Source organism: Stenotrophomonas sp. CFBP8994 (genome assembly GCF_034044835.1).
In the GTDB taxonomy this organism is placed as follows: Bacteria; Pseudomonadota; Gammaproteobacteria; order Xanthomonadales; family Xanthomonadaceae; genus Stenotrophomonas; species Stenotrophomonas rhizophila_A.
This window is the reverse complement of sequence record NZ_JAXCWT010000008.1, coordinates 51,058-77,428: the sequence shown is the minus strand read 5'-3', so window position 1 is coordinate 77,428 and position 26,371 is coordinate 51,058. Positions and strand designations below refer to the sequence as shown.

Annotated in this window: 24 protein-coding genes; 10 read left to right on the top strand and 14 right to left on the bottom strand. The window is 66.7% G+C overall.

What is annotated here, in order from left to right; all coding sequences use genetic code 11:
• Nucleotides 1-86: 86 nt before the first annotated feature.
• The 5 genes from SOM39_RS18310 to SOM39_RS18290 form a co-directional block, all read right to left on the bottom strand.
• Nucleotides 87-722 carry a glutathione S-transferase N-terminal domain-containing protein gene (locus SOM39_RS18310; RefSeq protein ID WP_145478065.1) on the bottom strand — a complete coding sequence of 212 codons (636 nt, stop codon included), beginning with the start codon at nucleotides 720-722 and terminating at the stop codon, nucleotides 87-89.
• A 134-nt stretch (nucleotides 723-856) separates the two neighbouring features.
• Nucleotides 857-1,603, bottom strand: a complete 747-nt coding sequence (locus SOM39_RS18305) for a cytochrome c1 (protein WP_093534019.1) — start codon at nucleotides 1,601-1,603, stop codon at nucleotides 857-859.
• Nucleotides 1,596-2,855: a cytochrome b gene (locus SOM39_RS18300; protein WP_068850673.1), complete on the bottom strand. Its 1,260-nt coding sequence runs from the start codon at nucleotides 2,853-2,855 to the stop codon at nucleotides 1,596-1,598. The genes SOM39_RS18305 and SOM39_RS18300 overlap by 8 nt, the downstream gene beginning before the upstream one ends.
• A 2-nt stretch (nucleotides 2,856-2,857) precedes the next feature.
• The gene (gene petA, locus SOM39_RS18295; protein WP_068850670.1) at nucleotides 2,858-3,478 is read right to left on the bottom strand and encodes a ubiquinol-cytochrome c reductase iron-sulfur subunit; all 621 of its coding nucleotides are present in this window, start codon (nucleotides 3,476-3,478) and stop codon (nucleotides 2,858-2,860) included.
• Between the two features lie 221 nt (nucleotides 3,479-3,699).
• Nucleotides 3,700-4,647: a lytic transglycosylase domain-containing protein gene (locus SOM39_RS18290; protein ID WP_320459174.1), complete on the bottom strand. Its 948-nt coding sequence runs from the start codon at nucleotides 4,645-4,647 to the stop codon at nucleotides 3,700-3,702.
• Nucleotides 4,648-4,793: 146 nt separating this feature from the next.
• Here SOM39_RS18290 and miaB point away from each other — a divergent pair, with 146 nt between their 5' ends.
• Nucleotides 4,794-6,242 (top strand): tRNA (N6-isopentenyl adenosine(37)-C2)-methylthiotransferase MiaB, encoded by a 1,449-nt coding sequence (gene miaB, locus SOM39_RS18285; protein ID WP_320459173.1) that lies wholly within the window; start codon nucleotides 4,794-4,796, stop codon nucleotides 6,240-6,242.
• On the opposite strand, the gene SOM39_RS18280 is transcribed toward miaB, so the two are convergent.
• From SOM39_RS18280 to SOM39_RS18270, 3 genes are read right to left on the bottom strand one after another with little or no spacing between them, the layout of a single operon-like run.
• The gene (locus tag SOM39_RS18280; RefSeq protein WP_093533862.1) at nucleotides 6,243-7,358 is read right to left on the bottom strand and encodes an ABC transporter permease; all 1,116 of its coding nucleotides are present in this window, start codon (nucleotides 7,356-7,358) and stop codon (nucleotides 6,243-6,245) included. It lies immediately after the preceding gene.
• Complete coding sequence (locus tag SOM39_RS18275; protein WP_320459207.1) at nucleotides 7,355-8,290, bottom strand: ABC transporter ATP-binding protein; 936 nt, start codon at nucleotides 8,288-8,290, stop codon at nucleotides 7,355-7,357. The genes SOM39_RS18280 and SOM39_RS18275 overlap by 4 nt, the downstream gene beginning before the upstream one ends.
• Nucleotides 8,291-8,307: 17 nt before the next feature.
• Entirely contained in the window at nucleotides 8,308-9,282 is a 975-nt protein-coding gene (locus SOM39_RS18270; protein WP_320459172.1) for an HlyD family secretion protein, read from the bottom strand.
• A 406-nt stretch (nucleotides 9,283-9,688) separates the two neighbouring features.
• Between SOM39_RS18270 and SOM39_RS18265 the strand changes: the two genes are divergently transcribed.
• The 6 genes from SOM39_RS18265 (at nucleotide 9,689) to SOM39_RS18240 (ending at nucleotide 15,128) form a co-directional block, all read left to right on the top strand.
• Nucleotides 9,689-10,672 (top strand): PhoH family protein, encoded by a 984-nt coding sequence (locus SOM39_RS18265; protein ID WP_068850654.1) that lies wholly within the window; start codon nucleotides 9,689-9,691, stop codon nucleotides 10,670-10,672.
• Between the two features lie 75 nt (nucleotides 10,673-10,747).
• Nucleotides 10,748-11,233 carry an rRNA maturation RNase YbeY gene (ybeY, locus tag SOM39_RS18260; protein WP_184124186.1) on the top strand — a complete coding sequence of 162 codons (486 nt, stop codon included), beginning with the start codon at nucleotides 10,748-10,750 and terminating at the stop codon, nucleotides 11,231-11,233.
• An 85-nt stretch (nucleotides 11,234-11,318) separates the two neighbouring features.
• A complete protein-coding gene (locus SOM39_RS18255; RefSeq protein WP_320459206.1) occupies nucleotides 11,319-11,897 on the top strand; it encodes a hypothetical protein in 579 nt (192 codons plus the stop codon).
• Nucleotides 11,898-11,961: 64 nt separating this feature from the next.
• Entirely contained in the window at nucleotides 11,962-12,843 is an 882-nt protein-coding gene (locus tag SOM39_RS18250) for an HlyC/CorC family transporter (protein ID WP_093533867.1), read from the top strand.
• An 8-nt stretch (nucleotides 12,844-12,851) separates the two neighbouring features.
• Entirely contained in the window at nucleotides 12,852-14,117 is a 1,266-nt protein-coding gene (locus SOM39_RS18245) for a DUF4105 domain-containing protein (RefSeq protein WP_320459171.1), read from the top strand.
• Nucleotides 14,118-14,132: 15 nt separating this feature from the next.
• Nucleotides 14,133-15,128, top strand: coding sequence for a magnesium and cobalt transport protein CorA (locus SOM39_RS18240; RefSeq protein ID WP_217536067.1), 996 nt, complete (start codon nucleotides 14,133-14,135; stop codon nucleotides 15,126-15,128).
• 69 nt (nucleotides 15,129-15,197) lie between these two features.
• On the opposite strand, the gene SOM39_RS18235 is transcribed toward SOM39_RS18240, so the two are convergent.
• The 4 genes from SOM39_RS18235 to SOM39_RS18220 are packed head-to-tail and all read right to left on the bottom strand — an operon-like array spanning nucleotide 15,198 to nucleotide 19,506.
• Nucleotides 15,198-16,562 carry an NAD-dependent succinate-semialdehyde dehydrogenase gene (locus SOM39_RS18235; RefSeq protein WP_320459170.1) on the bottom strand — a complete coding sequence of 455 codons (1,365 nt, stop codon included), beginning with the start codon at nucleotides 16,560-16,562 and terminating at the stop codon, nucleotides 15,198-15,200.
• Nucleotides 16,563-16,622: 60 nt separating this feature from the next.
• Nucleotides 16,623-17,468 (bottom strand): ABC transporter permease subunit, encoded by an 846-nt coding sequence (locus SOM39_RS18230; RefSeq protein ID WP_320459169.1) that lies wholly within the window; start codon nucleotides 17,466-17,468, stop codon nucleotides 16,623-16,625.
• A complete protein-coding gene (locus SOM39_RS18225) occupies nucleotides 17,465-18,376 on the bottom strand; it encodes an ABC transporter permease subunit (protein WP_320459168.1) in 912 nt (303 codons plus the stop codon). Before SOM39_RS18225 ends, SOM39_RS18230 begins: the two co-directional genes overlap by 4 nt.
• Nucleotides 18,373-19,506: an ABC transporter ATP-binding protein gene (locus SOM39_RS18220; protein ID WP_320459167.1), complete on the bottom strand. Its 1,134-nt coding sequence runs from the start codon at nucleotides 19,504-19,506 to the stop codon at nucleotides 18,373-18,375. The genes SOM39_RS18225 and SOM39_RS18220 overlap by 4 nt, the downstream gene beginning before the upstream one ends.
• A 446-nt stretch (nucleotides 19,507-19,952) precedes the next feature.
• Here SOM39_RS18220 and SOM39_RS18215 point away from each other — a divergent pair, with 446 nt between their 5' ends.
• Both SOM39_RS18215 and SOM39_RS18210 read left to right on the top strand, forming a co-directional pair.
• Nucleotides 19,953-21,323 carry an NAD(P)/FAD-dependent oxidoreductase gene (locus SOM39_RS18215; protein WP_320459166.1) on the top strand — a complete coding sequence of 457 codons (1,371 nt, stop codon included), beginning with the start codon at nucleotides 19,953-19,955 and terminating at the stop codon, nucleotides 21,321-21,323.
• Entirely contained in the window at nucleotides 21,320-22,081 is a 762-nt protein-coding gene (locus SOM39_RS18210; RefSeq protein WP_320459165.1) for a hypothetical protein, read from the top strand. The genes SOM39_RS18215 and SOM39_RS18210 overlap by 4 nt, the downstream gene beginning before the upstream one ends.
• A 62-nt stretch (nucleotides 22,082-22,143) precedes the next feature.
• Here the strand turns inward: SOM39_RS18210 and SOM39_RS18205 are convergent, their stop codons facing one another.
• Together SOM39_RS18205 and SOM39_RS18200 are read right to left on the bottom strand one after the other, a co-directional pair.
• The gene (locus SOM39_RS18205) at nucleotides 22,144-23,247 is read right to left on the bottom strand and encodes a polyamine ABC transporter substrate-binding protein (protein WP_095364005.1); all 1,104 of its coding nucleotides are present in this window, start codon (nucleotides 23,245-23,247) and stop codon (nucleotides 22,144-22,146) included.
• 134 nt (nucleotides 23,248-23,381) lie between these two features.
• Nucleotides 23,382-24,833 (bottom strand): glutamine synthetase family protein, encoded by a 1,452-nt coding sequence (locus tag SOM39_RS18200; RefSeq protein WP_255220510.1) that lies wholly within the window; start codon nucleotides 24,831-24,833, stop codon nucleotides 23,382-23,384.
• 145 nt (nucleotides 24,834-24,978) lie between these two features.
• On the opposite strand from SOM39_RS18200, the gene SOM39_RS18195 reads away from it, so the two are divergent.
• Nucleotides 24,979-26,280, top strand: a complete 1,302-nt coding sequence (locus SOM39_RS18195) for an FAD-binding oxidoreductase (protein WP_320459164.1) — start codon at nucleotides 24,979-24,981, stop codon at nucleotides 26,278-26,280.
• The last annotated feature ends 91 nt before the right edge of the window (nucleotides 26,281-26,371 follow it).

Genomic DNA, 26,371 nt, shown 5'->3' with positions numbered 1-26,371 from the left:
GAAATGTGACAAGTGTACGCGCCCTCCCGTGCAGCGGTCAGCATGCACGTCCCCCGGCGTAAAGCGCCGATGCAGCGAACCGCCGATCAGGCCGGCAGGTCGCGCAGCTTCTTTTCCTGGTCGGTCAGGCTGCGGATGAAGCCCGGGTGGCGGAAAATGCGGTTGCCGTAATCCTCGATGGACTTGCCATCCTTGGGCAACGGCACGTCCAGCGACTGCAGGCGCCAGATGATCGGCGCCATGGCGCAATCGGCCAGGCTCATTTCCGGGTTGAGGAAGAACTTGCTGGCCTTGAACAGTGGCACCGCGCTGGTCAGCAGTTCCTTCAACCGCTTGCGCCCCGCCTCGGCCTGGGTCTTGTTGCCGAGCTGGATCGCCTGCACCTGCGGTACCCAGTCGTGTTCGATGCGCAGCATCGCCAGCCGGATCCGCGCACGCGAGAGCGGGTCCACCGGCATCAGCGGCGGGTGCGGGTAGCGTTCGTCCAGGTATTCGCTGACCACCGAGGCCGCGTACAGCACCAGCTCGCGCTCAACCAGCGTGGGCACCGAGTGGTACGGATTGAGGTCGATCAGATCCTCGGGCGGGTTCTGCGGGTCGACGGGCACGAAATCGTAGGTAACGCCTTTGGCGGCCAGCACCAGGCGCACGCGATGGCACAGCACGTCGTCGTTCGAGGAAAACAGTGTCAGGGTGTTCCGCATGCGTACGCTCGCCGCCATCAAAGGCTCTCCAGCGATCGGTATCCGCCGGTCGCATCGGCGCTGTCGGCCCATTGCCGACAGTCGTCACAGTACCCGAGTGTGCAACTGCCCATCACAAAAGCCAATAGGCCGATCGACTTACGCCGTATCGATCAATGCACGTCCTTCCAGTACTCCTTCTTCAGCAGGTAGGCCAGGAAGGTCAGCAGTGCCAGGAACAGGATCACCCACACGCCCAGCTTCTGCCGCTTCAGCGCCGCGGGTTCACCCGCGTACTCCAGGAAGTTGGTGATGTCCCGCACCGCCTGGTCGTACTGCCCCGGGTCGACGTTACCGGGTTGTGCCAGCGTGAGCCCGGTCACCGGCGCGTCCGCACCCGGCGCTTCCGGCTTGCCGTGCACGGCGTGCTGCAGGCCCTGCATTTCCCACAGCGGGTTGGGCATGGAGGCGTTGGGGAACAGCGCGTTGTTCCAGCCCAGCGGGCGGCTGGGGTCCAGGTAGAACGACTTCAGGTAGGTATAGACCCAGTCGCTGCCACGCACCCGCGAGATCAGGCTGAGGTCCGGCGGCATCTTGCCGAACCACTTCTCGGCTTCCGCCTTGGGCATCGTCACCGGCACCGGTTCGCCGATCGGCACGCCGGTGAAGTTGAGGTTGTTCATCACCTCTTCTTCGGTCAGGCCCAGGTCCTGCGCCATCCGCGAATAGCGCAGGTACTTCAGCGCATGGCAGCCGGAGCAGTAGTTCATGTAGAGCTGCGCGCCGCGCTGCAGCGACGCACGGTCGCCCAGGTCGTTGCCGGCCTGCAGGGTCTTGCCGCCTTCGGCGGCGCCGGCCACGGTGCTGGCCAGCAACAGGGCGGCCGCACAGGCCAGCCGGACAATCCAGTGGTCAGTCATGCGTGGTCACCCGGTCCGGTACCGGCAAGGTCCTGTCCAGCTTGGTCCATAGCGGCATGGTGATGAAGAAGGCGAAGTACAGGAAAGTCAGCACGCGGCCGACATAGGTTTCATGCGCATCGGTACCGGGCCCGGAACCGATCACGCCCAGCCAGATGAAACAGACCGCGAACACGCCGAGCAGCGCGCGCGACAGCCAGCCGCGGTAGCGGTAGGACTTCACCCGCGCCTTGTCCAGCCACGGCACCAGGAACAGGATGGCGATGGCCGAGAACATCACGATCACGCCGCCGAGCTTGTTGGGCACCACGCGCAACATTGCGTAGTACGGCGTGTAGTACCACACCGGTTTGATGTGCTCCGGCGTGACCAGGCGGTTGGCCTCGGTGAAGTTGTCGTGTTCCAGGAACAGGCCGCCAAAGCCGGGCGCGAAGAAGATGATGAAGGCCGCGATGATCAGCAGGAAGCCGGCGCCGACCCCGTCCTTGAGCGTGTAGTACGGGTGGAACGGAATGCCGTCGGTGGGCGCGGTCGCCGACCAGCGGTTGCCCTTGGGCCCCTTCTTGATCTCCACGCCATCAGGGTTGTTCGAACCCACTTCATGCAGCGCACCCAGGTGCAGCACCACCAGCAACAGCAGCACCAGCGGCAGGGCGATCACGTGCAGGGCGAAGAACCGGTTGAGGGTGGCATCGCTGGGCAGGTAGTCGCCCATGATCCACTCGGTGAGCCCGTTGCCGATCACCGGAATGGCGCCGAACAGCGAGATGATCACCTTCGCGCCCCAGAACGACATCTGCCCCCACGGCAGCACGTAGCCCATGAAGGCTTCGGCCATCAGCACCAGGTAGATCAGCATGCCCAGGATCCACACCAGCTCGCGCGGCTTCTGGTAACTGCCGTACATGAGGCCGCGGAACATGTGCAGGTAGACCACGATGAAGAACAGCGAGGCCCCGGTGGAGTGCATGTAGCGGATCAGCCAGCCCCACTCCACGTCCCGCATGATGTATTCAACGGAGTTGAAGGCTTCCAGCGCACTGGTCTTGTAGTGCATCGTGAGGAAGATGCCGGTCACGATCTGGTTGACCAGGATCAGCAGCGCCAGCGAACCGAAGTAGTACCAGATATTGAAGTTCTTCGGCGCGTAGTACTCGCTCACATGCTTGCGGTACACCGGCATCAGCCCGGGCGCGCGCGCGTTGACCCAGTCGGCGACGCCGGTGGCGGTACGGGAAAGGATGTTGGCCATGATCAGGCTGCCCCCTGCGGATCGACGCCGATGATGATGGTGCTGTCGTCCTGGTAATGGTGCGGCGGCACCAGCAGGTTGATCGGCGCCGGGACGCCATCGAAGACGCGGCCGGACATGTCGAACCGGGATTTGTGGCAGGGGCAGAAGTAGCCGCCCTTCCATTCCGGGTCGAACGGCTCGGGGCGGATCTCGGCCACCATTTCCGGCGAACAGCCCAGGTGGGTGCACAGCCCGACCAGCACCGAGACCTCGGCCTTGATCGCGCGGAATTCGGGGTTCTGCTTGAGCACGTAGTCCGGCTGCTGGTCCTTGTTCTCCGACGCAGGATCCTTCAGCCGCCCATCCAGCCCGTGCAGGGCGTCAAGGATGGCCTTGGACCGTTTAACGATCCAGATCGGCTGTCCACGCCACTCCATGACCAGTCGCTGGCCTTCCTGCAGGGCGCTGATGTCGGCAAGCACAGGGGCACCGGCCAGTTTGGCGCGGGCGCTGGGATTCCAGGACTTGATGAACGGAACTGCGGCGAAACCGACGCCGACTGCTCCCACCACTGCGGTGGTTGCGGAAAGAAATCGTCGACGTCCAGTGTTGACTGGATCGTTTACCCCATCGTTGGCCATCCGGCACTCCGATATTGATTTAGGTAGCTTGAGGCTGCCAGTAGACCGGTGGGGGCCAGTCCACAATGAATCCTGATCGACTATAGCGGAACCTGACTCGGCGACACAATGGTGGTCGCACCACGAGGGCCGGCCCACGGCCGGCGCTGCCGGGGCAGCGTACACATCTGCAGCGCCGGGCGTTGGCCGGCCTTCGCGATGCGGTCGAAAGCGGACGGGGATTACTGCGTGGAGGCGGTGGCGCCGCGGTAGCGGTCGGCGAGCAGGGCGACGCGCTTCACGTAGTACTGCGTCTCGCTGTAAGGCGGCACGCCACCGTGGCGGTCGACCGCGCCTTCGCCCGCGTTGTAGCCCGCTGCGGCCAGGGTCAGGTTGCCGTTGAAGCGCTTGAGCAGCCACGACAGATACTGCACGCCGCCGCGGATGTTCTGCGCGGCATCATAGGAGTCGGTCACGCCGAAACGGCGCGCGGTCGGCGGCATCAGCTGCATCAGGCCCTGCGCGCCGGCACGGCTGAGCGCGGTCGGGTTGTAGGCGGATTCGGCATGGATGATCGCGCGGACGACCGCCTCTTCCACCCCGAACTCGCGCGCGGCTGACGCGATCTCTGCCTGGAAGGCCGTGGTGTTGAGGCGGACCGAACCGAAGTTCACGCCCGGACTGGCACCGCAGGCGTAACAGCGCTCGATGAAGCTGTAATGGATGGTGCGGACCTGGCCCAGGCTGGCCATCTGCGCGGGCCGGCGGCTGGTGTAATGCCGCACGCCATCCTTCATATACGAGTAGACCTGCCCGTTGACCACGCGCTGCGCCTTGCCGGTGCGTGCCGCCGGCGCCGGCGCGGCAGTAAGCACGGCGGCGGCCTGGGCGGGTGCCGGGGTCGGGGCCAGCGCGGTGCCGGACGCGGCACCGTCCTGGACCGGCGCAGCGGTTGCCACCACCGCAGGGGCGGAAACAGGGGCTGGAGACGGTGGCGGAACGTAACGGCGCGGGGCGCTGCGGTCGGGACGGTAGTTGCTGACCACGCTGCAGCTGGTGCCGGCGACGCGTTTGCTGACATAGCTGGGAATGCCGTCCGCGCCAACACACTTGTACAGGGTGCCCGCACTGGCCGGCACAGCGGTCAGCGCAGCCAAGGCCAGCGCAGCGATCCCCAAGATCCCCTTCATGGGGCGGAGTGTCCCCGTTTCGCGCGCCGTTGCCAAGCCCCGCAGCCACGCAGGGCGTGGCTCTACCGGGCGCCCGGGGTACAATGGACGGCTACCCGGCAGCCCTCCCCGGCTGCCTGCCCGCCCACCCGACTGGAATAAGCGCCATGACCGGGACGCCAGCTTCGACCCTGCCGACCTCGGCCGGCACCGCCGTGCCTGCCATCGATTCGCCCCGCCCCGACCTGCTGCCGCTGCCCGGTTCCCGGCCGCAGGTGACCGGCCCCGTGCGCGGCAAGCTGTACATCAAGACCCACGGTTGCCAGATGAACGAGTACGACTCGACCAAAATGGCCGACGTACTTGCCGCCGAAGAAGGCCTGGAGCTGACCGACGACCCGGCCGAAGCCGACGTGCTGCTGATGAACACCTGCTCGATCCGCGAGAAAGCGCAGGAGAAGGTGTTCAGCCAGCTGGGCTACTGGAAGGCGCTGAAGAACAACGGCCGAGGCGTCATCATCGGCGTGGGCGGTTGCGTGGCCTCCCAGGAAGGCGAAGCGATCATCAAACGCGCCCCGCATGTGGACCTGGTGTTCGGCCCGCAGACCCTGCACCGCCTGCCCGAGCTGATCCGCCAGCGGCGCGAATCGGGCAAATCGCAGGTGGACATCAGCTTCCCCGAGATCGAGAAGTTCGACCGCCTGCCCGAGCCGCGGGCCGAGGGCGGTTCGGCGTTCGTGTCGATCATGGAAGGCTGCTCCAAGTACTGTTCGTTCTGCGTGGTGCCCTACACCCGTGGCACCGAGGTCAGCCGCCCATTCGAGGACGTGGTGGTGGAAGTGGCGCAGCTGGCCGCGCAGGGCGTGCGTGAGATCAACCTGCTGGGCCAGAACGTCAATGCCTACCGCGGTCCCTATGGGGACGGCGAGTTTGCCGACCTCGGCCTGCTGATCCGCACCATCGCCGAGATCGACGGGGTGGACCGCATCCGCTTCACCACCTCGCACCCGCTGGAGTTCAGCGATTCGCTGGTGGATGCTTACCGCGACGTGCCGCAGCTGGCCAATTTCCTGCACCTGCCGGTGCAGGCCGGCAGCGACCGGGTGCTGTCGGCGATGAAGCGCGGCTACACCGCGCTCGAATTCAAGGCCAAGATCCGCAAGCTGCGCGCAGTACGCCCGGACATTTCGATCAGCTCGGACTTCATCGTCGGCTTCCCCGGCGAGACGGACGCGGACTTCGAGAAGACCATGAAGCTGATCGAGGACGTAGGCTTCGACCACAGCTTCTCCTTCATCTATTCGCGCCGACCGGGCACGCCCGCAGCCGACCTCGAGGACACCCTCAGCGATGCGAAGAAGCACGCGCGGCTGTCGCGCCTGCAGGCCCGGATCAACGAGCAGGCAGCCGCCATCTCCCATGCGATGGTCGGCACGGTACAGACGGTGCTGGTGGAAGGTCCGTCGCGCCGCGATCCGAATGAGCTCACCGGCAAGACCGAGAACATGCGGTCGGTGAATTTCCCGGGGCAGGCGCGATTGGTCGGCCAGCTGGTCGATGTGGAGATCACCGAGGCGTACAGCAATTCACTGCGCGGGCGGTTGGTGGTCGCCTGATCAATCCAGGCGCTTGCGGAACCGCAGGATGGCCAGGGTCATCATCACCACGATGAAGCCCAGCAGTGCCAGCACCTCCGGCCACAGTTCCCACCAGCGGGCGCCGCGCAGCATGATGCCGCGCACCAGGCGCAGGAAGTGGGTGAGCGGCAGGATCTCGGCCAGCCACTGCACGATGCGCGGCATGCCGGCGAACGGGAACATGAAACCCGACAGCAGGATCGATGGCAGGAACACGAACATCGTCATCTGCATGGCCTGGAACTGCGACTGCGCGCGGGTCGAGATCAACAGGCCCAGCGCCAGGTTGGCGGTGATCAGCAGCACCGCCGCCAGGTAGACATCCAGCACGCTGCCGCGCACCGGCACCTCGAACAGCCACATCCCCAGCAGCAGCACCAGCGTGGTCTGGACCAGGCCGATCACCGCATACGGCAGCACCTTGCCGACCATCAGCTCGCTGCGGCTCAGCGGCGTGGCGATCAGCAGCTCCATGTTGCCGCGCTCGCGTTCGCGCACGATCGCCACGGCGGTGAACATCACCATGGTCATGGTCAGGATGATCCCGATCAGGCCGGGCACGATGTTGATCGCCGAGCGCCGCTGCGGGTTGTAGAACGCCACCACGCTGATCTGCCCAGCCGCACCCGATGCGCCCGCGCGCAGTGGCCGGTCGTTGCGCACCGGCCGGGTGTCCAGCGGCACCTGGGCCAGCTGCACCGCCGCGCTCTGCACGACGGTGTCGCTGCCATCCACCAGCACCTGCACCGCCTCACGGCCGTCGAACCGGCGTCGCTCGAAATCAGGCGGCACCACGATGCCGATGCTGACCTGCCCGCGCCGCAGCGCGGTCATCAACTGGTCGGGAGTGTCCACGTGCAGGGTCGGGGTGATCACCCCGGTGGCCACCATGTCGGCCAGCAGCGCGCGCGAGGCCGCGCTGCCGGCCTGGTCGGCGATGCCGGTCTCCAGGTGGCGGAGGTTGAGGTTGATCGCATAGCCGAACAGCACCAGCTGCATCACCGGGATGCCGACGATCATGGCCAGGGTGATGCGGTCGCGGCGCATCTGCCGCAGCTCCTTGAGCACGATCGCCCACAGCCGCCGCAGGTTCATGGCGTGGCCCCGGCCGCGGCGGGCGTCTCGCGGCCACGCGTGGCCGAGACGAACACGTCTTCCAGGTTGGCGGCGCTGCGCACCACCTCCGCCCCCTGCCCGGCTGCGCGCAGCGCCTGCTGCAGGCGCGCTTCGGCATCGTCGCCGCTGTCCAGCAGCACGCGCAGCGTATTGCCGATCTGCGCCACGCTGAGCACCCCGGGCAGGCCTGCCAGCGCCCGCTGGGCTTGTCGTGGCTGCGCCGCATGCACTTCCAGGGTGCGCCCCTGCAGCGCGGCGGTGAGTTCGGCCGGGCTGCCATCGGCCACCAGCACCCCCTGGTCGAGGATGGCCAGGCGGTGGCAGCGCTCGGCCTCGTCCATGTAATGCGTGGACACCAGCAAGGTGGTGCCGGCGTCGGCCAGGTCGAAGAGCTTTTCCCAGAAGTCGCGCCGCGACTCGGGGTCCACCGCACTGGTCGGCTCGTCCAGGAACAACAGCTCCGGCGCGTGGATCACCGCACCGGCCAGTGCCAGCCGCTGCTTCTGGCCGCCGCTCATGGTGCCGGCCAACTGCTTCTGGCGGTCCTGGAAATGGTAGTGCTCCAGCAACTCGTCGATGCGCTGCCGCGCCCGGGCGCGCGGGATGTCCTGCACCGCCGCCAGGAACTCCAGGTTCTCGCGCACGGTGAGGTCTTCAAACAGCGAAAAGCGCTGGGTCATGTAGCCGATGCGCCGGCGCAGCGCCTCGGCCTGCTCCGGTATGCGCAAGCCCAGCACTTCGATCTCGCCCGCGCTCGGGGTGAGCAGGCCGCACAGCATGCGGATGGTGGTTGATTTGCCCGAGCCATTCGGCCCCAGGAACCCATAGACGTTGGCGCGCGGCACGCTGAGGTCGACATGATCCACCGCCACCAGCGATCCAAACTGCTTGGTCAGCCCGCGCGCGCGGATCGCCGGTTCGGCGGCGTTCAAAACACCACCCGCACCGGCACGCCGGCGGGCAGGTCCGCCAGCGGCGTGCTCCCGTCGGCGCGGTCCAGTTCGATTTCCGCCAGCCAGCTCAACCGCGACACGTCGTCGCCGCTGAGCGCGTAGTACGGCGTGAAGCCGGGATCGCTGCGGATGCTGCGCACATGGCCGGCAAACGCGCCGTCGCGACCCTGCAGGTGAATCTGGGCCGCCTGCCCCACCCGCACCTTCAGGCGCAGTGGCTCAGGCAGGTACACCCGGGCGTAAGGGCGGTCGCCGACCAGCAGCACCACCAGCGGGGCCCCCACCGGCGCCTGGTCGCCCAGCCGGTAGGGCAGCGCATCGACGCGCCCGGCGCGCGGGGCAACGAGGTCGAGCTTGCGCAGCGTCACTGCCTGCGCCGCGGCCTGGGCCTGTGCCGACTGCAGGGCGGCTTCGCCCTGGGCCACCTGCTCCACGCGGCTACCGTGTTCCAGCGCCAGCAGCGCCTGTTCGGCCGCCTGCACCGCGCCTTGCGCGCTGCCGGCGGCCGCCCGCGCGCGGTCCACGTCGGCAGCGGCCACCAGTTGCTGCCGACCCAGCGGCTGCAGACGGCGGTAATAGGCCGACGCGTCGACGGCCTGCGCGCGTGCCGACGCCAGGTTGGCCCGCGCCTGGTCGATGTCCTCGCGGCGAGGGCCCTCACGCAGTTCCTGCAGGGCCTGCCCGGCCTGGCTGGCCTGCGCTTCCAGTGCCTGCAGCTGGGCGGCGGTGCGGATCGGCTCCAGCTGCAGCAGCGCCGCCCCGGCGGCCACCTGCTGGCCTTCGTGAACCCGGATGGCCACGATGGTTTCCGCCGCGGGCGCCGGCACGGTAATGCGGTCCCACTCCAAGGTACCGAGCGCGGCCGGCGGCTCCTGCCGGCACGCCGACAGCAGCAGTCCCGCGCCGGCCAGGAACACCCCACGCATGGACAGGTAGCTGGCTGCGGACATCGACGCGGCTCCGGCAGGGCACGGCGGGGGAAGAAGAGGTCACCTTGCGCATGCACCCGTGAAGGATCGGTCACGCGTGCCAGCGGGTCCGCGCACTGGTCATGAAATGATCACCCTTCCGCAGCCATTGCGCCGCAGGGGGTACAGCCGCTTATCCACACCTTTCCCGCGCAACCGCCCACAAGCGGTGTGGAAAACCCCGAGCTAGATGTCGCTTTTTTGACCACGCACGCGACAGCATTGCGGCAGTAGGGCCGTCAGAGACTATCCACAGGTTGCTGCACTGCTGCTGCACAGCCGCTGTGGAGAACCGCGCTGCTGTGGCGAGGCCTGCACGCCCGCGCTACCCTGTCCTTCCTATCCCCAACTTGCGGCACGGCCATGACGACCGTCGCCGCCGGACGCAATGACCGCACTGGCACACCGCGACTTCACCCTGGCCCCGGAAGACAACGAACGCCTGGCCAACCTGGCCGGCCCCTTCGACGAGCACCTGCGCCAGATCGAACTCAAGCTCGGCGTGGAAATCGCCAACCGCGGCCACGTCTTCCGGGTCACCGGCCCGAAGGCCGTGGCCGAGGAAGCACAGGCGCTGATCGAAGCGCTGTACCTGGAGGCGGCCGAGACGCCCTTCGACAGCCACGCCATCCACCTGCGACTGAACCAGGCCAACGTGGAGCACCTGGTGGAGCGCAGCTACGAAGCGCAGGAAGTCACCATCAAGGTCAAGCGCGGCACCGTGCGCGGCCGTGGCGCCAACCAGGCGCGCTACCTGCACCAGATCACCACCCACGACATCAACTTCGGCATTGGGCCGGCCGGTACCGGCAAGACCTTCCTGGCCGTGGCCAGCGCGGTGGATGCGTTGAACGAATCGCGGGTGCAGCGCCTGATCCTGGTGCGCCCGGCGGTGGAAGCCGGCGAGAAGCTGGGCTTCCTGCCCGGCGACCTGAGCCAGAAGGTCGATCCGTACCTGCGCCCGCTGTACGACGCGCTGTATGAAATGCTGGGCGTGGAAAAGGTGATCAAGCTGCTGGAGAAGAACGTCATCGAGATTGCGCCGCTGGCGTACATGCGTGGACGCACGCTCAATGATGCGTACGTGATCCTGGACGAAGCGCAGAACACCACCGTCGAGCAGATGAAGATGTTCCTGACCCGGCTGGGCTTCGGCTCCACCGCCGTGGTCACCGGCGACCTGACCCAGACCGACCTGCCCAAGCACGTGAAGTCCGGCCTGCGCGATGCCATCGAGGTGCTGCGCGACGTGGACGGGGTGAGCTTCACCTTCTTCGAGGCCCGCGACGTGGTGCGCCACCCGCTGGTGGCGCGCATCGTCAGCGCCTACGACCGCCGCGACCTGCAGCAGGTCAAGCCGGGCGCCGAATGAGCGCGGCCATCGCGGCGCGGCGCCACACGCGCGATACTGTGGTTTCCCGATAGAACCCGAAGTACCGGAACCGCCATGACCAAAGGCCCCATTCGACTCGATGTCGCCGTCAGCTACGCCCTGCCCCGTGCCGGGTTGCCGTCGGCGGTGAGTTTCCGCAGATGGGTGGCTGCGGCACTGAACGGCCGCATCCGCGAGGCCGACCTGGCCATCCGCGTGGTCGACGCCAAGGAGGGCCAGTCGCTGAACCGGCACTACCGCGGCAAGGACTACGCCACCAACGTACTCAGCTTCCCCGCCGAGCTGCCCGAGGGCCTGCCCAAGGGGGTCAAGTTCCCGCTGCTGGGCGACCTGGTGATCTGCGCGCCGGTGGTGGCCGCCGAAGCGATGGAACAGGCCAAGGCGCTCAACGCCCACTACGCGCACCTGACCGTGCACGGGGTGCTGCACCTGCTGGGCTGGGACCACGAGGACGACAAGGAAGCCGAAGCCATGGAACAGCTGGAGCGCGAGATCCTGGCCGACCTCGGCATCGCCGACCCCTACGCCGGCGAGCGCTGAGCCGCCGCCCCTGACGGACGTTTCCTGCATGACCTTCGCACGCCCCGCCTGCCTGTGCCTGCTGGCCCTGTTTTCCACCCCTGCCATGGCCGCCGCCCCGACAACGGCCGCCCCAGCCGCCCCTGCCGCCGCGCCGCTGGACCTTGCCGCGCTGATCGAGTGCCGCCAGCGCGTGGCCGACTACGACGCGGTCGCCCCGGTCGTGGCCGACCCGCTCAAGGCAGTGGCCAACGGCATGCAGCCGCTGCCGCAGAACAACCAGTTCATGAGTGAGTACCGCCTGGCCACGCTGTTGACGGTGTTCGGCCAGCGCACCGAATACGTGGCGGTGTCCGGGGCCAGCATCATGGCGATCCTGGATGTGCCCGATCCCCGCCCGATGGCCAAGACCCTGGCCCTGGAAGACGGCGTGGACAACCCGGACAAGTTCATGGCCGGCCGTGAGGTGGTCAGCCGGGACGTGACCGATCCGCGCACCGGCGAACCGATGATCGAGTCGATCATCCTGAGCCTGTCCACGGTCAAGACGCACCCCGGCAAGACCCTGGCCGGCTGCACCTACAGCCTGGACCTGCCCGCCGAGGACGAAGCCCCGGCCGACACCCCGGCAGCGCCGGCCGGCGCCCTGCCCCCGTCCGTGAACACACCGCCGGGCGGGCGCTGACAGCGGCCCGCATCCTGCTAGACTGGCGCCAACGCCCGGCTCGCCGGGTGCCTTTTTTGCAGAGATGTCTGAAGACGACAGTAGTGGCTCCGTTCCGGAGCAAAATGAGAAGAAGCGCAGCTGGCTTGAACGCCTGACGTCTGCCTTCTCCGGCGAACCCCACACCCGCGACGAGCTGGTGGCGGTACTGCACTCCGCGCACGAAGACGGCCTGATTGCCGCCGACACGCTGCGCATGATGGAGGGCGCGGTCTCGGTGGCGGAACTGACCGTGGGCGACGTGATGATCTCGCGTTCGCAGATGGTCTCGCTGCCGGTGGAAGCCCCCTTCCTTGAACTGATGAAGCAGGTGGTCGAATCCGGCCATTCGCGCTTCCCGGTGCACGGTGACAACAAGGACGACATCCTCGGCGTGCTGCTGGCCAAGGACCTGCTGCGCGGCGTGGTCGCCGACAACGGGCCGGCCAACGTGCGCGAGCTGCTGCGCCCGGCGGTGCTGATTCCCGAAGCCAAGAAGCTCAACGTGCTGCTCAAGGAATTCCGGCTCTCGCGCAACCACATGGCGATCGTGGTGGACGAGTACGGCGGTGTTGCCGGGCTGGTCACCATCGAGGACGTGCTGGAGCAGATCGTCGGCGAGATCGATGACGAGCATGATGAAGCCGAAGACCACACCGCGCAGATCGCGATCCAGGCCGACGGCCAGTACGTGGTCGACGCGCTGACCCCGATCGGGGATTTCAACGAGCGTTTCGGCGCCGCGTTCCCGGACGACGACTACGACACCATCGGTGGCCTGGTCACCGAGGCGATCGGGCACCTGCCCGAAACCGGCGACGAGCTGACCCTGGACCGCTTCGTGTTCCGGGTGGCGCGCGCCGATGCCCGCCGCGTGCAGGCGTTCCATGTGACCGTGCTGCCGCCCGACGCCATCATCGAGGATTGACCCACGCCATGCGGCCCCTGCTGACGCGGTGGCCGTTGTGCCGCCTGTTGTTCCTCCTGTTCCTGGCCAGTGTGTCCGGCCTGCCGCTGGCTGCACTGGCACAGGCAGCGCCTGGACCTTCGGCGGCCAGCGCCGCCGCGCCGCCCGCCGAAGCGCCGCCACCGCGCATCGGCATCGTGACCATGCAGCCGGGCAGCATCTTCTTCGAGCGCTTCGGGCATGACGCGATCGTGGTCGAGGACCCGGTCACCGGCGACGCCACCTCGTACAACTTCGGCTATTTCGACCCCAGCGAACCGGACTTCGTCGGCCGCTTCCTGCGCGGCGAGATGATGTATTACCTGGTGGCGCTGCCGCTGGACCAGGACCTCTCCTACTACCGCGACAGCGGCCGGGGCGCCAACCTGCAGTGGCTGGACCTCAGCCCGGAGCAGGCGCGTGCGCTTGCCGCGTCGCTGGCCGAGCGCGCCAAGCCGGAAAACGCGCGCTACCGCTACGACTATTACACCGCCAACTGCGCCACCATGGTGCGCGATGCGATCGATGGTGCGCTCGGCGGCGGGCTGCACTCGCAGCTGTCCGGCCGTTCGCGCGGCAACACCTACCGCAGCGAATCGGTGCGGCTGGCCTCGCCGGCCCCGTGGATGTGGCTGGGCTTCGACATCGGGCTCGGCCCGTTCGCCGACCAGCCGCTCTCGCGGTGGCAGGAAGCCTTCGTGCCGATGCGCCTGGCCGACGCGCTGCGCGAGGTGCGCAACAGCGACGGCCGCCCGCTGGTGCAGGAAGAGCTGGAGCTGCTGCCGCATCGCATGGCCCCGGAACCGACTGAATCCGCGCGCCGCTGGTGGCCGTGGCTGCTGTGCGGGCTGGTGCTGGCTGCCGGCGTGCTGGCCCTGCGCCGCCGCCGGCGCCTGCTGGCCGCGCTGGCCCTGCCGCTGTGGCTGTTCTGCGGGATTGCCGGCGTCCTGCTGGCCTACCTGTGGGGCTTCAGCGCGCACCACGCCGCCTGGGCCAACCGCAACCTGCTGCAGCTCTCGCCGCTGTGCCTGCTGCTGCTTCCCGGCGCGGTGACGCTGCTGCGCGCACGCGTGCCCGGCGCCTGGTTCCGCTGGACCTTGTGGGCGGTTGCCCTGCTCTCCCTGCTGGGCCTGGTACTGCACTGGCTGACCCTGCAGGCGCAGGTGAACCTGCAGTGGATCGTGCTGCTCTTGCCGCTGCACGTGGCGCTGGCCTGGACACTGGGCCGTCGTGACCCAGCTGTCACGCATCGCTGACGCAGGATATCGCTCATGGAACACCCCGCCGCCTCCAATCCGACCTGTGTCATCAACTGCGTTCACTACGACGACCAGGGCAAGCGACACGACATCGCGCTGGATGCGATCAGCGATGTGATCGCCAGCAAGAACGGTTTTGTGTGGGTGGGCCTTTACGACCCGGCCGACGCGGTGCTGCTCAAGCTGCAGGAGGAATTCTGCCTGCACGACCTGGCCATAGACGATGCACGCAACGCCCACCAGCGGCCCAAGGTCGAGGCCTACGGCAATTCCCTGTTCGTGGTGGTGACCACCGCGCAACGCGTGCAGGACCGCATCGAGTATGGCGAAACACACGCTTTCCTCGGTCCGCGCTTCCTGGTGACCGTGCGCCACGGCGCATCGCTGTCCTACGCCCCGGTCCGCGCCCGGGTGGAACGCGAACCGCAGTTGCTGACCATGGGCGCCTCCTACTGCCTGTATGCCGTGCTGGACTTCGTGGTCGACAACTACCTGCCGATCACCACTGACTTCCGCGACACGCTGGATTCGCTGGAGAAGGACATCTTCGCCGACAGTTACAAACGCACCACGGTGGTACGCCTTTACGAGCTCAAGCGCGAACTCAACAAGATGCGGATGGCGGTCGCACCGCTGCAGGACGTGCTGGCGCAGCTGCGCCGCTATCCCGGCGAGCTGATTCCCGACGAAGTGAAGCTGTACATCCGCGACGTGCACGACCACGCCGTGCGCATCAGTGATGTGATCGACACCCTGCGCGAGATGCTGGGTACGGCACTGAGCGTGAACCTGTCGCTGGTAACCCTGGCCCAGGGCGAGACGGTCAAGCGCCTCGGTGCGTGGGCGGCGCTGCTGGCCGCCCCGACCCTGATCACCAGCTGGTACGGCATGAACTTCACCCACATGCCCGAGCTGGACAAGCCGTGGGCCTACCCCGCGATGATCGTCGGGGTGGGTGCGGTGTGCGTGGGGTTGTATCGGCTGTTCAAGCGTGCCCGTTGGCTGTAACGCGTATCGACCAACGGTCGATACCTACCGCGTGGACCGGCAGGTGGCGGCCGTTGGTGGTCAACCGCATCAGGCCACGTAAACGGTTTTGATGTTCATGAACTCGTGGATGCCGTGGTCGGCCAGTTCGCGACCGAAGCCCGAGCGCTTGCTGCCGCCGAACGGCAACCGGACATCGCTTTTGACGATGGCGTTGACGAATGCCGCGCCGCATTCCAGCCGCTTGGCGATGGCCTCGCCGCGTACCGGATCTCCACTCCACACGCTTCCGCCCAGCCCGAAGGTGGTGTCGTTGGCCACCCGCAGCGCATCGGCGTCGTCGCGCACGCGCAGGATCGCCGCCACCGGCCCGAACAGTTCCTCGTCGTACGCCGGCATGCCCGGTTCCACATTGTCGAGGATGGTCGCCGGGTAACCCGCATGGGTGCCGGCCACCGGCTCGCCGCCCAGCAGTACCCTGGCCCCCTTCTCCACGCTCGCCTGGACCTGCTTGTGCAGCTCCTCGCGCAGGTCGGCACGTGCCATCGGCGCCAGCGTGGTCTTCTCGTCCTGTGGATCGCCGTACACACGCGCTGCGGCCGCTGCGACGAACTTCTCCACGAACGCGTCGGCAATCGCATCGACCACGATGAAGCGCTTGGCGGCGATGCAGGTCTGCCCGCTGTTGTCGAAGCGCGACTTCACCGCAGCGGCAACCGTCTTGTCCAGGTCCGCATCGTCCAGTACCACGAACGCATCGCTGCCGCCCAGCTCCATCACGCACTTCTTGAGCTGGTCGCCGGCGTTGGACGCGATCGAGCGCCCCGCCCGCTCGCTGCCGGTCAGGGTGACCGCCTTGACCCGCTTGTCGCGCAGCACCTCGGCGGCCTGGTCGTTGTCGATGTGCAGCACATCGAACACGCCCTCGGGCAAGCCGCCGTCGCGGCACACCGCCAGGATCAGGTCGGCGCACTGCGGCACGTTGCTGGCATGCTTGAGCAGGGCCACGTTGCCGGCCATGAACGCCGGCGCCAGGAAGCGGAACACCTGCCAGATCGGGAAGTTCCACGGCATCACCGCGAACACGCAGCCGATCGGTTCATAGCGCACGTAGCTGCGCTGGGCTTCGGTGTCGATCAGCTGCGGCTTGAGGTAATCGGCGGCGTGATCGGCGTAGTACTCGCAGGCCTGCGCGCACTTCTCCACCTCGGCCAGCGCCTCGCCCTTGAGCTTGCCCATCTCGGTGGTCATCGCCTGCTGGATGTCGTCCCTGCGCGCGCGCAGCTGGCCGGCGATGGCACGCAGGATGGCGCCACGCTCCTGCAGCGAACGGGCCGACCACGTCGGGAAGGCCGCGGCGGCGGCGGCCAGCCGCTGCTCGATCCCGGCGGCGTCCAGCAGCTCGTGGCGGTAAGTCACACGGCCCGTGGCGGGGTTGACGATTTCGACGGTCATCGCGGTGCTCCGAAAGACAGGCACCCATTCTGCGCCCGGCCCCGTGAGCCGGGTGTTGTGTCAGCCCTTTTCCTGCAGCGCCATCTGCATGTCGCGCTGCCGGCGCTTCTCGCTGCGCGAGGTAATGAACCACCCCACCACCGCCGCGATCGACACCGCCAGCACCATCAACGTGGCCAAGGCGTTGATCTCCGGCTTGATCCCCATCCGCACCGAAGCGAACACCTTCATCGGGAGCGTGGTCGAATTCGGCCCCGCGACGAAGCTGGCGATCACCACGTCATCCAGCGACAGGGTGAAGGCCAGCAGCCAGCCGGCCACCAGCGCCGGGGCGATGATCGGCAGGGTGATCTGGAAGAACACCTTCAGCCGGCCCGCGCCCAGGTCCATGGCCGCCTCTTCCAGCGACCGGTCCAGCTCCTGCAGCCGCGAGGACACAATCACGGTCACGAAGGACAGCGTGAACGTGACATGCGCGATCCAGATGCTGCCCACGCCTCGGCTGGGGAAGCCGGGAATGCCCCCCATCGCCACCAGCAGCGTCATCAGCGAGAAGCCCAGGATCACTTCGGGCATCACCAGCGGCGCGGTGATCAGGGCGCCGAACACGGTCTTGCCCGGGAAGCGCTTGAAGCGGGTCATCACCATCGCGGCCATGGTGCCCAACACGGTCGCCGCGCTGGCGGTCCAGAACGCCACCTTCAGGCTGATCCACAGTGCATCCAGGATCTGCCGGTTGTTGAACAGCTCGCCGTACCAGCGCGTGGAGAAGCCCGACCACACCGTGGCCAGCTTCGACGCGTTGAACGAATAGATCATCAGCAGCAGGATCGGCAGGTACAGGAAGGCAAAGCCCAGCCCCAGGACCGTCCAGCCCAGCCAGCGGCTGCGGCGCACCATGCTCATGTCAGCTTCCCTTCCAGCTCACGCTGCTGCACCCGGTTGAACAGCAGGATCGGCACCAGCAGCAGGGCCAACATTACGATTGCCACCGCCGAGGCGGTCGGCCAGTCCCGGTTGTTGAAGAACTCGCCCCACAGCACCCGGCCGATCATCAGCGTATCCGGCCCGCCCAGCATTTCCGGGATCACGAATTCGCCCACGGCGGGAATCATCACCAGCATGCAGCCGGCGATGATGCCGGTGCGCGACAGCGGCAGGGTGACGCGCAGGAACGCCTGCCACGGCTTGGCACCGAGGTCGTAGGCGGCCTCCAGCAGGCGGTTGTCCAGCTTCACCAGGTTGGCGTACAGCGGCAGCACCATGAACGGCAGGTAGCAGTACACGATGCCGATGTAGGCGGCGGTCGGGGTGTACAGGATCTGCAGCGGTGCATCGATGACCCCGATCTTCAGCAGCAGCTGGTTGAGCAGGCCGTTGCGGTCGAGGATGCCGATCCACGCATACACCCGGATCAGGAACGAGGTCCACGACGGCAGCACCACCAGCATCATCGCCACGTTGCGCGCGGCCGGGCTCATCCGCGAGATCACATATGCCATCGGGTAACCAATCAGCAGCGTGAACAGCGTGGCGATCACCGCGATCCTGATCGAGCTCAGGTAGGCGAGCACGTACTGGCTGTCCTTGACCATGGCCGCGTAGTTGCCCAGGTTGAGCTTGAGCGAGAACGCACCGTCCACGTATTCCAGCAGCCACGTATACGGCGGCGAGCCGACCTGGGTGCGCGCGAACGAGATCATCAGGATGATCACGAACGGCACCGCGAAGAACAGCAGCAGCCACAGGTACGGCGCGGCGATCACGCCGCTGCGCGTGCCGGGGAGCCAGCGCTTCCAGCCGGTGGCGTTCATGCGGTGAGCACCACGCCATCGTTGTCGCGCCAGTGCACCCAGACGCTGTCGCCCCAGGTCAGGCCATCGCTGGCCCAACGCTGCGAGTTGGCGAAATTGGACAGCACCTTGGACCCGCTGGGCAGGCGCACGTGGTACACCGAATGACTGCCGAAGTAGGCGATCTCCTCGATCACGCCCTGCGCCTTGTTGGTGTCGCCGGCCGGTTCGTCCTTGCCGATCATCACCTTCTCGGGGCGCAGCGCGAACGCCACCGGCTGCCCTTCATAGCCGGTGATGCCGTGCGCCACGTAGATGGGCGCCGGGAACAGCGGCGTGCGCACGGTGACGTACTCGGGCAGGTCCTCGTCGATCACTCCGTCGAACAGGTTGACCGAGCCGATGAAGCCGGCCACGAAGCGGTTGGCCGGCTGTTCGTAGATCTCGTCCGGCTTGCCGACCTGCTGGATCCAGCCGGCATCCATGACCGCGATGCGGGTGGCCATGGTCATCGCTTCTTCCTGGTCGTGGGTGACCATCACGCAGGTCACCCCCGAGGTTTCGATGATGTTGACCAGCTCCAGCTGCATCTGCGAGCGCAGCTTCTTGTCCAGCGCGCCCATCGGCTCGTCCAGCAGCAGCAGCTTGGGCCCCTTGGCCAGCGACCGCGCCAGCGCCACGCGCTGCTGCTGGCCGCCGGACAGCTGGTGCGGCTTGCGCTTGGCCAGCTTCTCCAGCTGCACCAGCTCCAGCATCTCGCCAACCCGGCGGCGGATCGCGTCGCGGGCCAGGCCATCCTGCTTCAGGCCGAAGGCGATGTTCTGCTCCACGCTCATGTGCGGGAACAGGGCATAGGACTGGAACATCATGTTGATCGGGCGCTGGTACGGGGGCAGCGCGTTGATGCGCTGGCCGTCCAGGTCGATGGTGCCGGCGGTGGGGGTCTCGAACCCGCCCAGGCAGCGCAGCAGGGTCGATTTGCCGCTGCCCGAGCCGCCCAGCAGCGCAAAGATCTCGCCCTTGCGCACGTCCAGGCTGACATCGTCGAGTGCGACGAAGCCGTCGAATTCCTTGCGCAGCGCGCGGATGGACAGATAGCCCGGCTCCAGCGCCGGGGCGACCTCGCCTTCCGGCTTGGCTTCGAATGACATGGGCAGCGGCTCCAGGAGCGGCGTCAGGACGGGGGAATGGCCCATTTTAGCGACCGTTGGCGACAGCGGGGATACCGGATCGTGGCGGTTGGGCCCAGCCGGCCCAATGGTCTCAGGAAGAACCCTAATAAGCGTGCCGCCGAGGCGACGTGAACGCCCTGCCTTTGTCGCGTCCACCCGGTACAGACGCGACGGTGTCGAAGTGCCCCTTGACATGCCTGGCCCATTCCCGCGAGAGCGGCAGCTGAAAACGCCTGAACGCTTGTCGCTCCCGGTCTTCCGAAACGGGAATTCAGCCGGTTCCTTGATGGCGTGCACACCTTCCAACACGCATGAACTACAGGCAAGTGACGCGTCACATTCCGCGCGACATCGCGTTGACCTCTCGACGGCGGGAGCGCGATACCTCCACGAACGCCGAACGCGCACATCACAAGGAGTTACCCATGCAAGCCATCCCCGATGCACGGCCCTATGACGCAGTTGTCATTGGAGCGGGACACTCCGGCCTGTCGCTCAGCGCATTGCTGGTGGAGGCAGGCGTGCGTCATAAGGTTCTGGAAGCAGAAACCATCGGCTCCAGCTGGACGCGACGCTGGGATTCCTTCCGCCTCAACACGCCCAACTTCCTGACCGCCCTGCCCGGCTACCAGTACGACGGCACGGATCCAACGGGTTTCGCCACCGCGCCCGAAGTCATCGACATGCTGACCGACTATGCGCGCCGGCGGCGGCTGCCTGTCGTCGAGGGATGCGTCGTGCATCGGGTATTTGCGGCAGGCGACGGCTACCGCGTCATCACCAGCGACGGCACGCTCGAAGCACGCTGCGTGGTCGTGGCCAGCGGGGAGTACCGCCGCCCGCGCTGGCCGCGGGCGTTTTTCTCCCCTGCCTCCGGGCTGGAGGTTGTCCACTCCGGCGACTACCGGCGCCCCCAGCAGCTCGGCCCGGGCGCCGTGCTTGTGATCGGCGGTGGCCAGTCCGGCGCACAGATCGCCCAGGACCTTCGTACCGCAGGGCGCGAGGTGTACTGGTCCATGGCCGATCGTTTCTCGCACATCCGCCGGGTACGCGGCAGGGATTCCATGCACTGGTGGGACATGCAGGGGCTGCTGCACCGGCACGTAAGCGAGCGGCCGGACGTGGCGGCGGGGGTGCCGGGCGCGATGCAGAAGGCAAGAACGGCGGAGTTCCCCTTGGTATCTGGAACCGGCGCGCTGGGCATGGGCAGCTCCATCAGCCTGCTGTCGATGCAGCGCGACGGCATCGTGCTGCTCGGCAGGCTGGAGCACCTGGAAGGCCACATCGCCCACTTCCGCGATGCGCGCCCGCAGATCCGCGAGGCCGTGGCGGGCACCCGCGCCGAGTACAAGCACCTCAACGACATGGCCGATGCGCACTATGCATCCACCACAGAGACACCGACCGACGACGCCCGCTATCTGCCCGAAGAGGTCTACCTGGACTGGGAGCCGGACGCCTCACCACGCTGCATCCGGCTGGACGCCGCCGGCATTGGCTCGATTGTGGCAGCCACCGGCTTCGACGCGCAGTGGCCATGGCTCGAAGTACCGGGCGTACTCGACCCGAACGGCTACCCACTTGGCGATTACGGCGTCTCCCCGCAGCCGGGACTGTTCTTCATCGGCATGTACAACCTGCAGCGACCGAGCTCGAACTTCCTGTGCAATGGTGGGCGGGATGCGCGCGAACTACTCCAGAGCATCCTGACGCACCTGGACGCCAGCGCCTCACCTCCATGCAATAAAGTGGGTCTGAACTTGTCATTTCGCCCCGCGGAACCAACCCCCCGATGAGTAGACTCCACATCGTCGCCGCCTCACTATTGTTGGCACTTACAATCTGCCCGGCACATGCCAGTGTTGAGGCGACGCTTGACCTCCTTCCCACGGGGAGCAGTGAGATTGCAGTAGCGCTCAAGTACACCAACAACGGCGCCCATCCAGCCTTCATTCGTGCGGCCGACATCCCACAGACAATGCCGGACGGCCGCCTTTGGAACAACGCGTTCCAAGTGGTCTCTTCAACCGGCGAAGTAGCCAGATACACAGGCGTTATCGTCAACCTGACCATGGAAGCTCGAAGCGAAGTACTGACGTTGCACCCTGGGCAGATGGAGATCGTCCAGGTAAATATTTCTTCCAACTATCTACTTGAGCCCGATACCGACTATGAGCTGACACCGCGCGGCTTCGAACAGAGCTCTCTTCCCGATCCCAGCGCGGGGCAGTCGGCCGGGTCGCCCACAGCCCCACCCGTATTCACTTCATCACCCACGCTACGGGTGAGAACGGGGCCGCGCACCGTGGGAATCGATACCTCCGCAGGTTTAAAGAACGGATCTCCAGAAGCAGCATGCCCACCGGACAAAATACTGGCGGTCGCCGCAGCCATGAGTGCATCCGCGAAACTCGCACGAGACGCGAGGGACTACGTCGAAGGACTGTACGGCTTGGATCTCTCGCCGGATCTCGCGAGAACCGCAAGAGACGTGGCGTCCGATCACGCCTACGGCTACGAGTACTTCGCGGACAATCTCGATTCCCAGAACTGATGAAAAAAGGGCCGCCGGTGCGAACCGGCGGCCCTAGGGTCTTTCGATGGAAAAGTCTCGCCTCAGCGACCCGTCTTCACCTCGGTCCACAACCGGGTGTACAGCTTGTCCACATCCGGTGGATTGATCGAGTAGGTGAACATCTTCGCGGCCACGTCGGCCGGCGGGTAGATGGTCGGGTCGTTGCGGATCGCTTCGTCCACCAGCGGCGTGGCCGCGCTCACCGGGTTGGCGTAGTGGATGAAGTTGGTGTTGGCCGCGGCGACCTTCGGGTCCAGCAGGTAGTTGATGAAGGCGTAGGCCGCTTCCGGGTGCTTGGCATCCTTCGGAATGGCGAGCATGTCGAACCACTGCGGCGCGCCTTCCTTCGGGATCGAATAGGCTACGGTCACGCCGTTGGCCGCTTCGGCGGCGCGGTCGCGGGCCTGGATGATGTCGCCCGACCAGCCCACCACCAGGCAGGTGCCGCCGTTGGCCAGCGAGCCCACATACTGCGAGGAATGGAAGTTCTGCACGTACGGGCGGATGGTCTTGAGCAGGTCGGCCGCCTTCTGGATCACCGCCGGGTCATGACTGTGCGGGTCTTCGCCCAGGTAATGCAGCGCGATCGGAATCATGTCGGCCGGGGTATCCAGGATCGTGATCCCGCAGTCCTTCATCTTGGCGATGTTTTCCGGCTTGAAGATCAGGTCCCAGCTGTTGGCGATTTCGGTGCTGCCGCCGAAACGCTCCTTGAGCATCTCCACGTTGTAGCCGATGCCGGTGGTGCCGATCATGTAGGGCACGCCGTACTTGTTGTCCGGATCCTGCTGCGCGATGCGCTTCATCATCTCCGGGTCGAGATTGGCCAGGTTCGGGATCTTGCTCTTGTCCAGCGGCAGGAACACACCGGCCTGGATCTGGCGGCCGAAGAAGTTCAGCGTCGGCACCACCACGTCATAGCCGCTGCCACCGGCGAGCAGCTTGGTCTCAACCATCTCGTCGCTGTCGAACACGTCGTAGGTCACCTTGGTGCCGGTGGCCTTTTCGAAGTTCGGGATGGTGTCTTCGGCGATGTAATCGCTGTAGTTGTAGACGTTCAGCACCTTGCTGTCTTCCTGCTTGGCGCCGCCACAGGCGCTGAGCATCGAAACGGCAATGCCGAGGGTGAGGATTCGCAGCTTCATCGGACTCTCCACAGGTCAGGTGCAAGGCGGGGGAACCGGCCGGACCGGCATGACGGTGCCAGCCTAACGGGCAGCCGGGTATTTTCCCAGCACATGGCGCTCACGGCCATGCCTGATCGGGCGGCTGGGGCCGCTTACACATTCAGCAGCAGGAACTCCCGCTCCCAGGAGCTGATCACCCGGAAGAAGGTCTCGTACTCCTTGCGCTTGACCGACACATACGCCCGGCAGAACCGCTCGCCGAGCATCTCGCGCAGTTCCGGGCAGCGCTCCAGGCCGTCCAGCGCCTCGCCCAGCGAGCGCGGCAGGTCGTAGCCCAGCTCCTTGGCGCTGCCACTGATCGGGGCGGTCGGCGAGCCCTGCTCGCGGATGCCCAGCAGGCCGGCGGCCAGGGTGGCGGCGATCGCCAGGTAGGGATTGGCGTCGGAGCCGGCAAAACGGCTTTCCACGCGCATGTTTTCCGGGGTATCCATCGGCACCCGCAGCCCGCAGGTGCGGTTGTCGAAGCCCCAGTGCACGTTGCTGGGAGAAACCTCGCCGAATACCAGCCGCCGGTAGGAATTCACGTTCGGGGCGAAGAAGGCCATCGCTGCCGGCACGTACTTCTGCAGCCCGGCCAGGTAGTGGCCGAACAACGGGCTGAACTCCTCCCCGCCGCTGTCACCACTGAACACGTTGTGGCCGTCGCTGACCCGCACCAGGCTCTGGTGGATGTGCATGGCGCTGCCCGGCTCGGTTTCCATCGGCTTGGCCAGGAAGGTGGCGTACACCCCATGGCGCATGGCTGATTCGCGCATGGTGCGCTTGAACAGGAACACCTGGTCGGCAAGGTCCATCGCGTTGGCGTGGGTGAAGTTGACCTCCAGCTGCGCCGCGCCGGATTCGTGGATGAGCGTGTCCACGTCCAGCTTCATCGCGTCGCAGTAGTCGTACATCAGGTCGAGGATCGGATCGAATTCATTCACGGCATCGATCGAGTACGACTGCCGCGCCGTTTCCGGGCGGCCCGAGCGGCCGGCGGGCGGCAGCAGCGGAAAGTCCGGGTCGGTGTTCTTCTGCACCAGGAAGAACTCCAGCTCCGGCGCCACCACCGGGCGCAGGCCCAGTTCGGCATAGGCATCGAGCACCCGGCGCAGCACGTTGCGTGGCGCCAGCTCATGCGGCTCGCCGTGCTTGGTGTAGCAGTCGTGGATGACCTGCGCGGTGGGGTCGGTGGCCCACGGCACCATGCGCACGGTATCAGGGTCCGGGCGCAGGATCATGTCCGAGTCCGACGGCGAAGTCAGTTCGTAGTAATCGTCCGGAAACTCGCCGGTGACGGTGGTGGCGAAGATGCCCTCGGGCAGCCGGGTGCCGTAGTCATGCGAGAACTTGTCGGCCGGGATGATCTTGCCGCGCGCGTTGCCGGTGATGTCCGGCACCAGGCATTCCACTTCGGTGATGTGGCGATCCTTGAGCCAGCGCAGCAGCACACTCTCTTCGGCAGCCGGTTTGGCCGTGGCCTTGCGCGCGGGGGCCTTCCGCGACGGAGCGGCGGCCTTGCGCGATGGAGACGGGGCTTTGCGCGAACGCGTTCGGGTGGTCATGACCGGTCTGCTGTGCTGGAGTAACGACGACAAGCTTCGCCGAAGGGCTGGAACGTACTGTGATAGCGCCACTGTACCTCCGTCGGCAGCCGCCGTCACAGCGGGCGCACCTGCCCTCGACACGGGTTGCTGGCATGCTGTGCGCATGAGCGAGCCCCCGATGAGCCTGGCCGGACAGGCGCACGCACCGAGCTGGTATGCCGACAGCGTGCCCGACGCGCCACTGCGCGCGCCGCTGCGGGGCGACCATGCCACCGACGTGTGCGTATTGGGCGCGGGCTACACCGGCCTGTCGACCGCGCTCTCGTTGGCCGAACGCGGCTACCGGGTGACCGTGCTCGAGGCGCACCGGGTCGGCTGGGGTGCCTCGGGCCGTAATGGTGGCCAGGCCATTGTCGGCTACGGCTGCGAGGTGGATACGCTGGAACGGCTGGTCGGCAATGCAGATGCGCGACGCCTGTTCGACTTCTCCCGCGAGGGCATGGCCCTGCTCCGCAATCGCCTGAGCCACTACGCGATCCAGTGCGACTGGCGCGATGGCCATGCCAGCGTGCCAATCACTGCGCGACAAGAGCGTGCGCTGCGTGCAGGCATGGACACCCTGGTAGAGCGCTACGACTACCCCCTGCAGTGGTGGGACCGGCAGCAGCTGCGCAGCCAGCTCGACAGCCCGCGCTATCGCAGCGCGATGTTCGATGCGGCCAGCGGCCACCTGCATCCGCTCGCCTATGCGCTGGGGCTTGCCCGCGCGGCCGAGGGCTTGGGCGTGGTGGTCCATGAGGCCAGCCCTGTCCTGGAACTGGTGCGCGGGGACCGCCCGCAGCTGCGTACCGCCCACGGCACCGTCACCGCCAACCAGGTGGTCATCGCCGGCAACGCATGGCTGCAGGGCATCGCACCGGAGCTGGAGAGCCGGATCATGCCCGTGGGTACCTATATCGGCGCCAGCGCCCCGCTGGGCGAGGAACGGGCCCGGGCGTTGATCCGCAATGACATGGCCGTGGCCGACGTCAGCTGGGCGCTGGATTACTTCAAGCTCAGTACTGACCACCGATTGCTGTTCGGTGGCCGCGCCAGCTATTCGGCGCTGCCGCCACCGAACCTGCGCGGGGTAATGACCAGACGCATGCACCAGGTGTTCCCGCAGCTGGCCGACGTGGGCATGGAGCAGGTCTGGGGCGGCTACGTGGACATCACCCGCAGCCGTGCCCCGCATTGGGGCCGGCTCACACCCAACGTGTACTTCGCGCAGGGTTTCTCCGGCCATGGCGTCGCCGCGACGGGATTGGCCGGCGCAGTGATTGCCGCGGCCATTGCCGGACAGAACGAACGATTGGATGTGTTCGAGCGCATTCCGCATGCACGCTTCCCCGGTGGGAAGCTCCTGCGCACGCCGCTGCTGGTGGCCGCCATGTCCTGGTACAAGCTGCGGGATGTGTTGGGGTAAAGGGTGCGTAGTCGAGCGCAGCGCTCCCCTCAGGGGCGCTTGGGTGCAGGCGGCGGATTCGGCGGAAGCTTGGGCCGGTTGCTGCGAATCG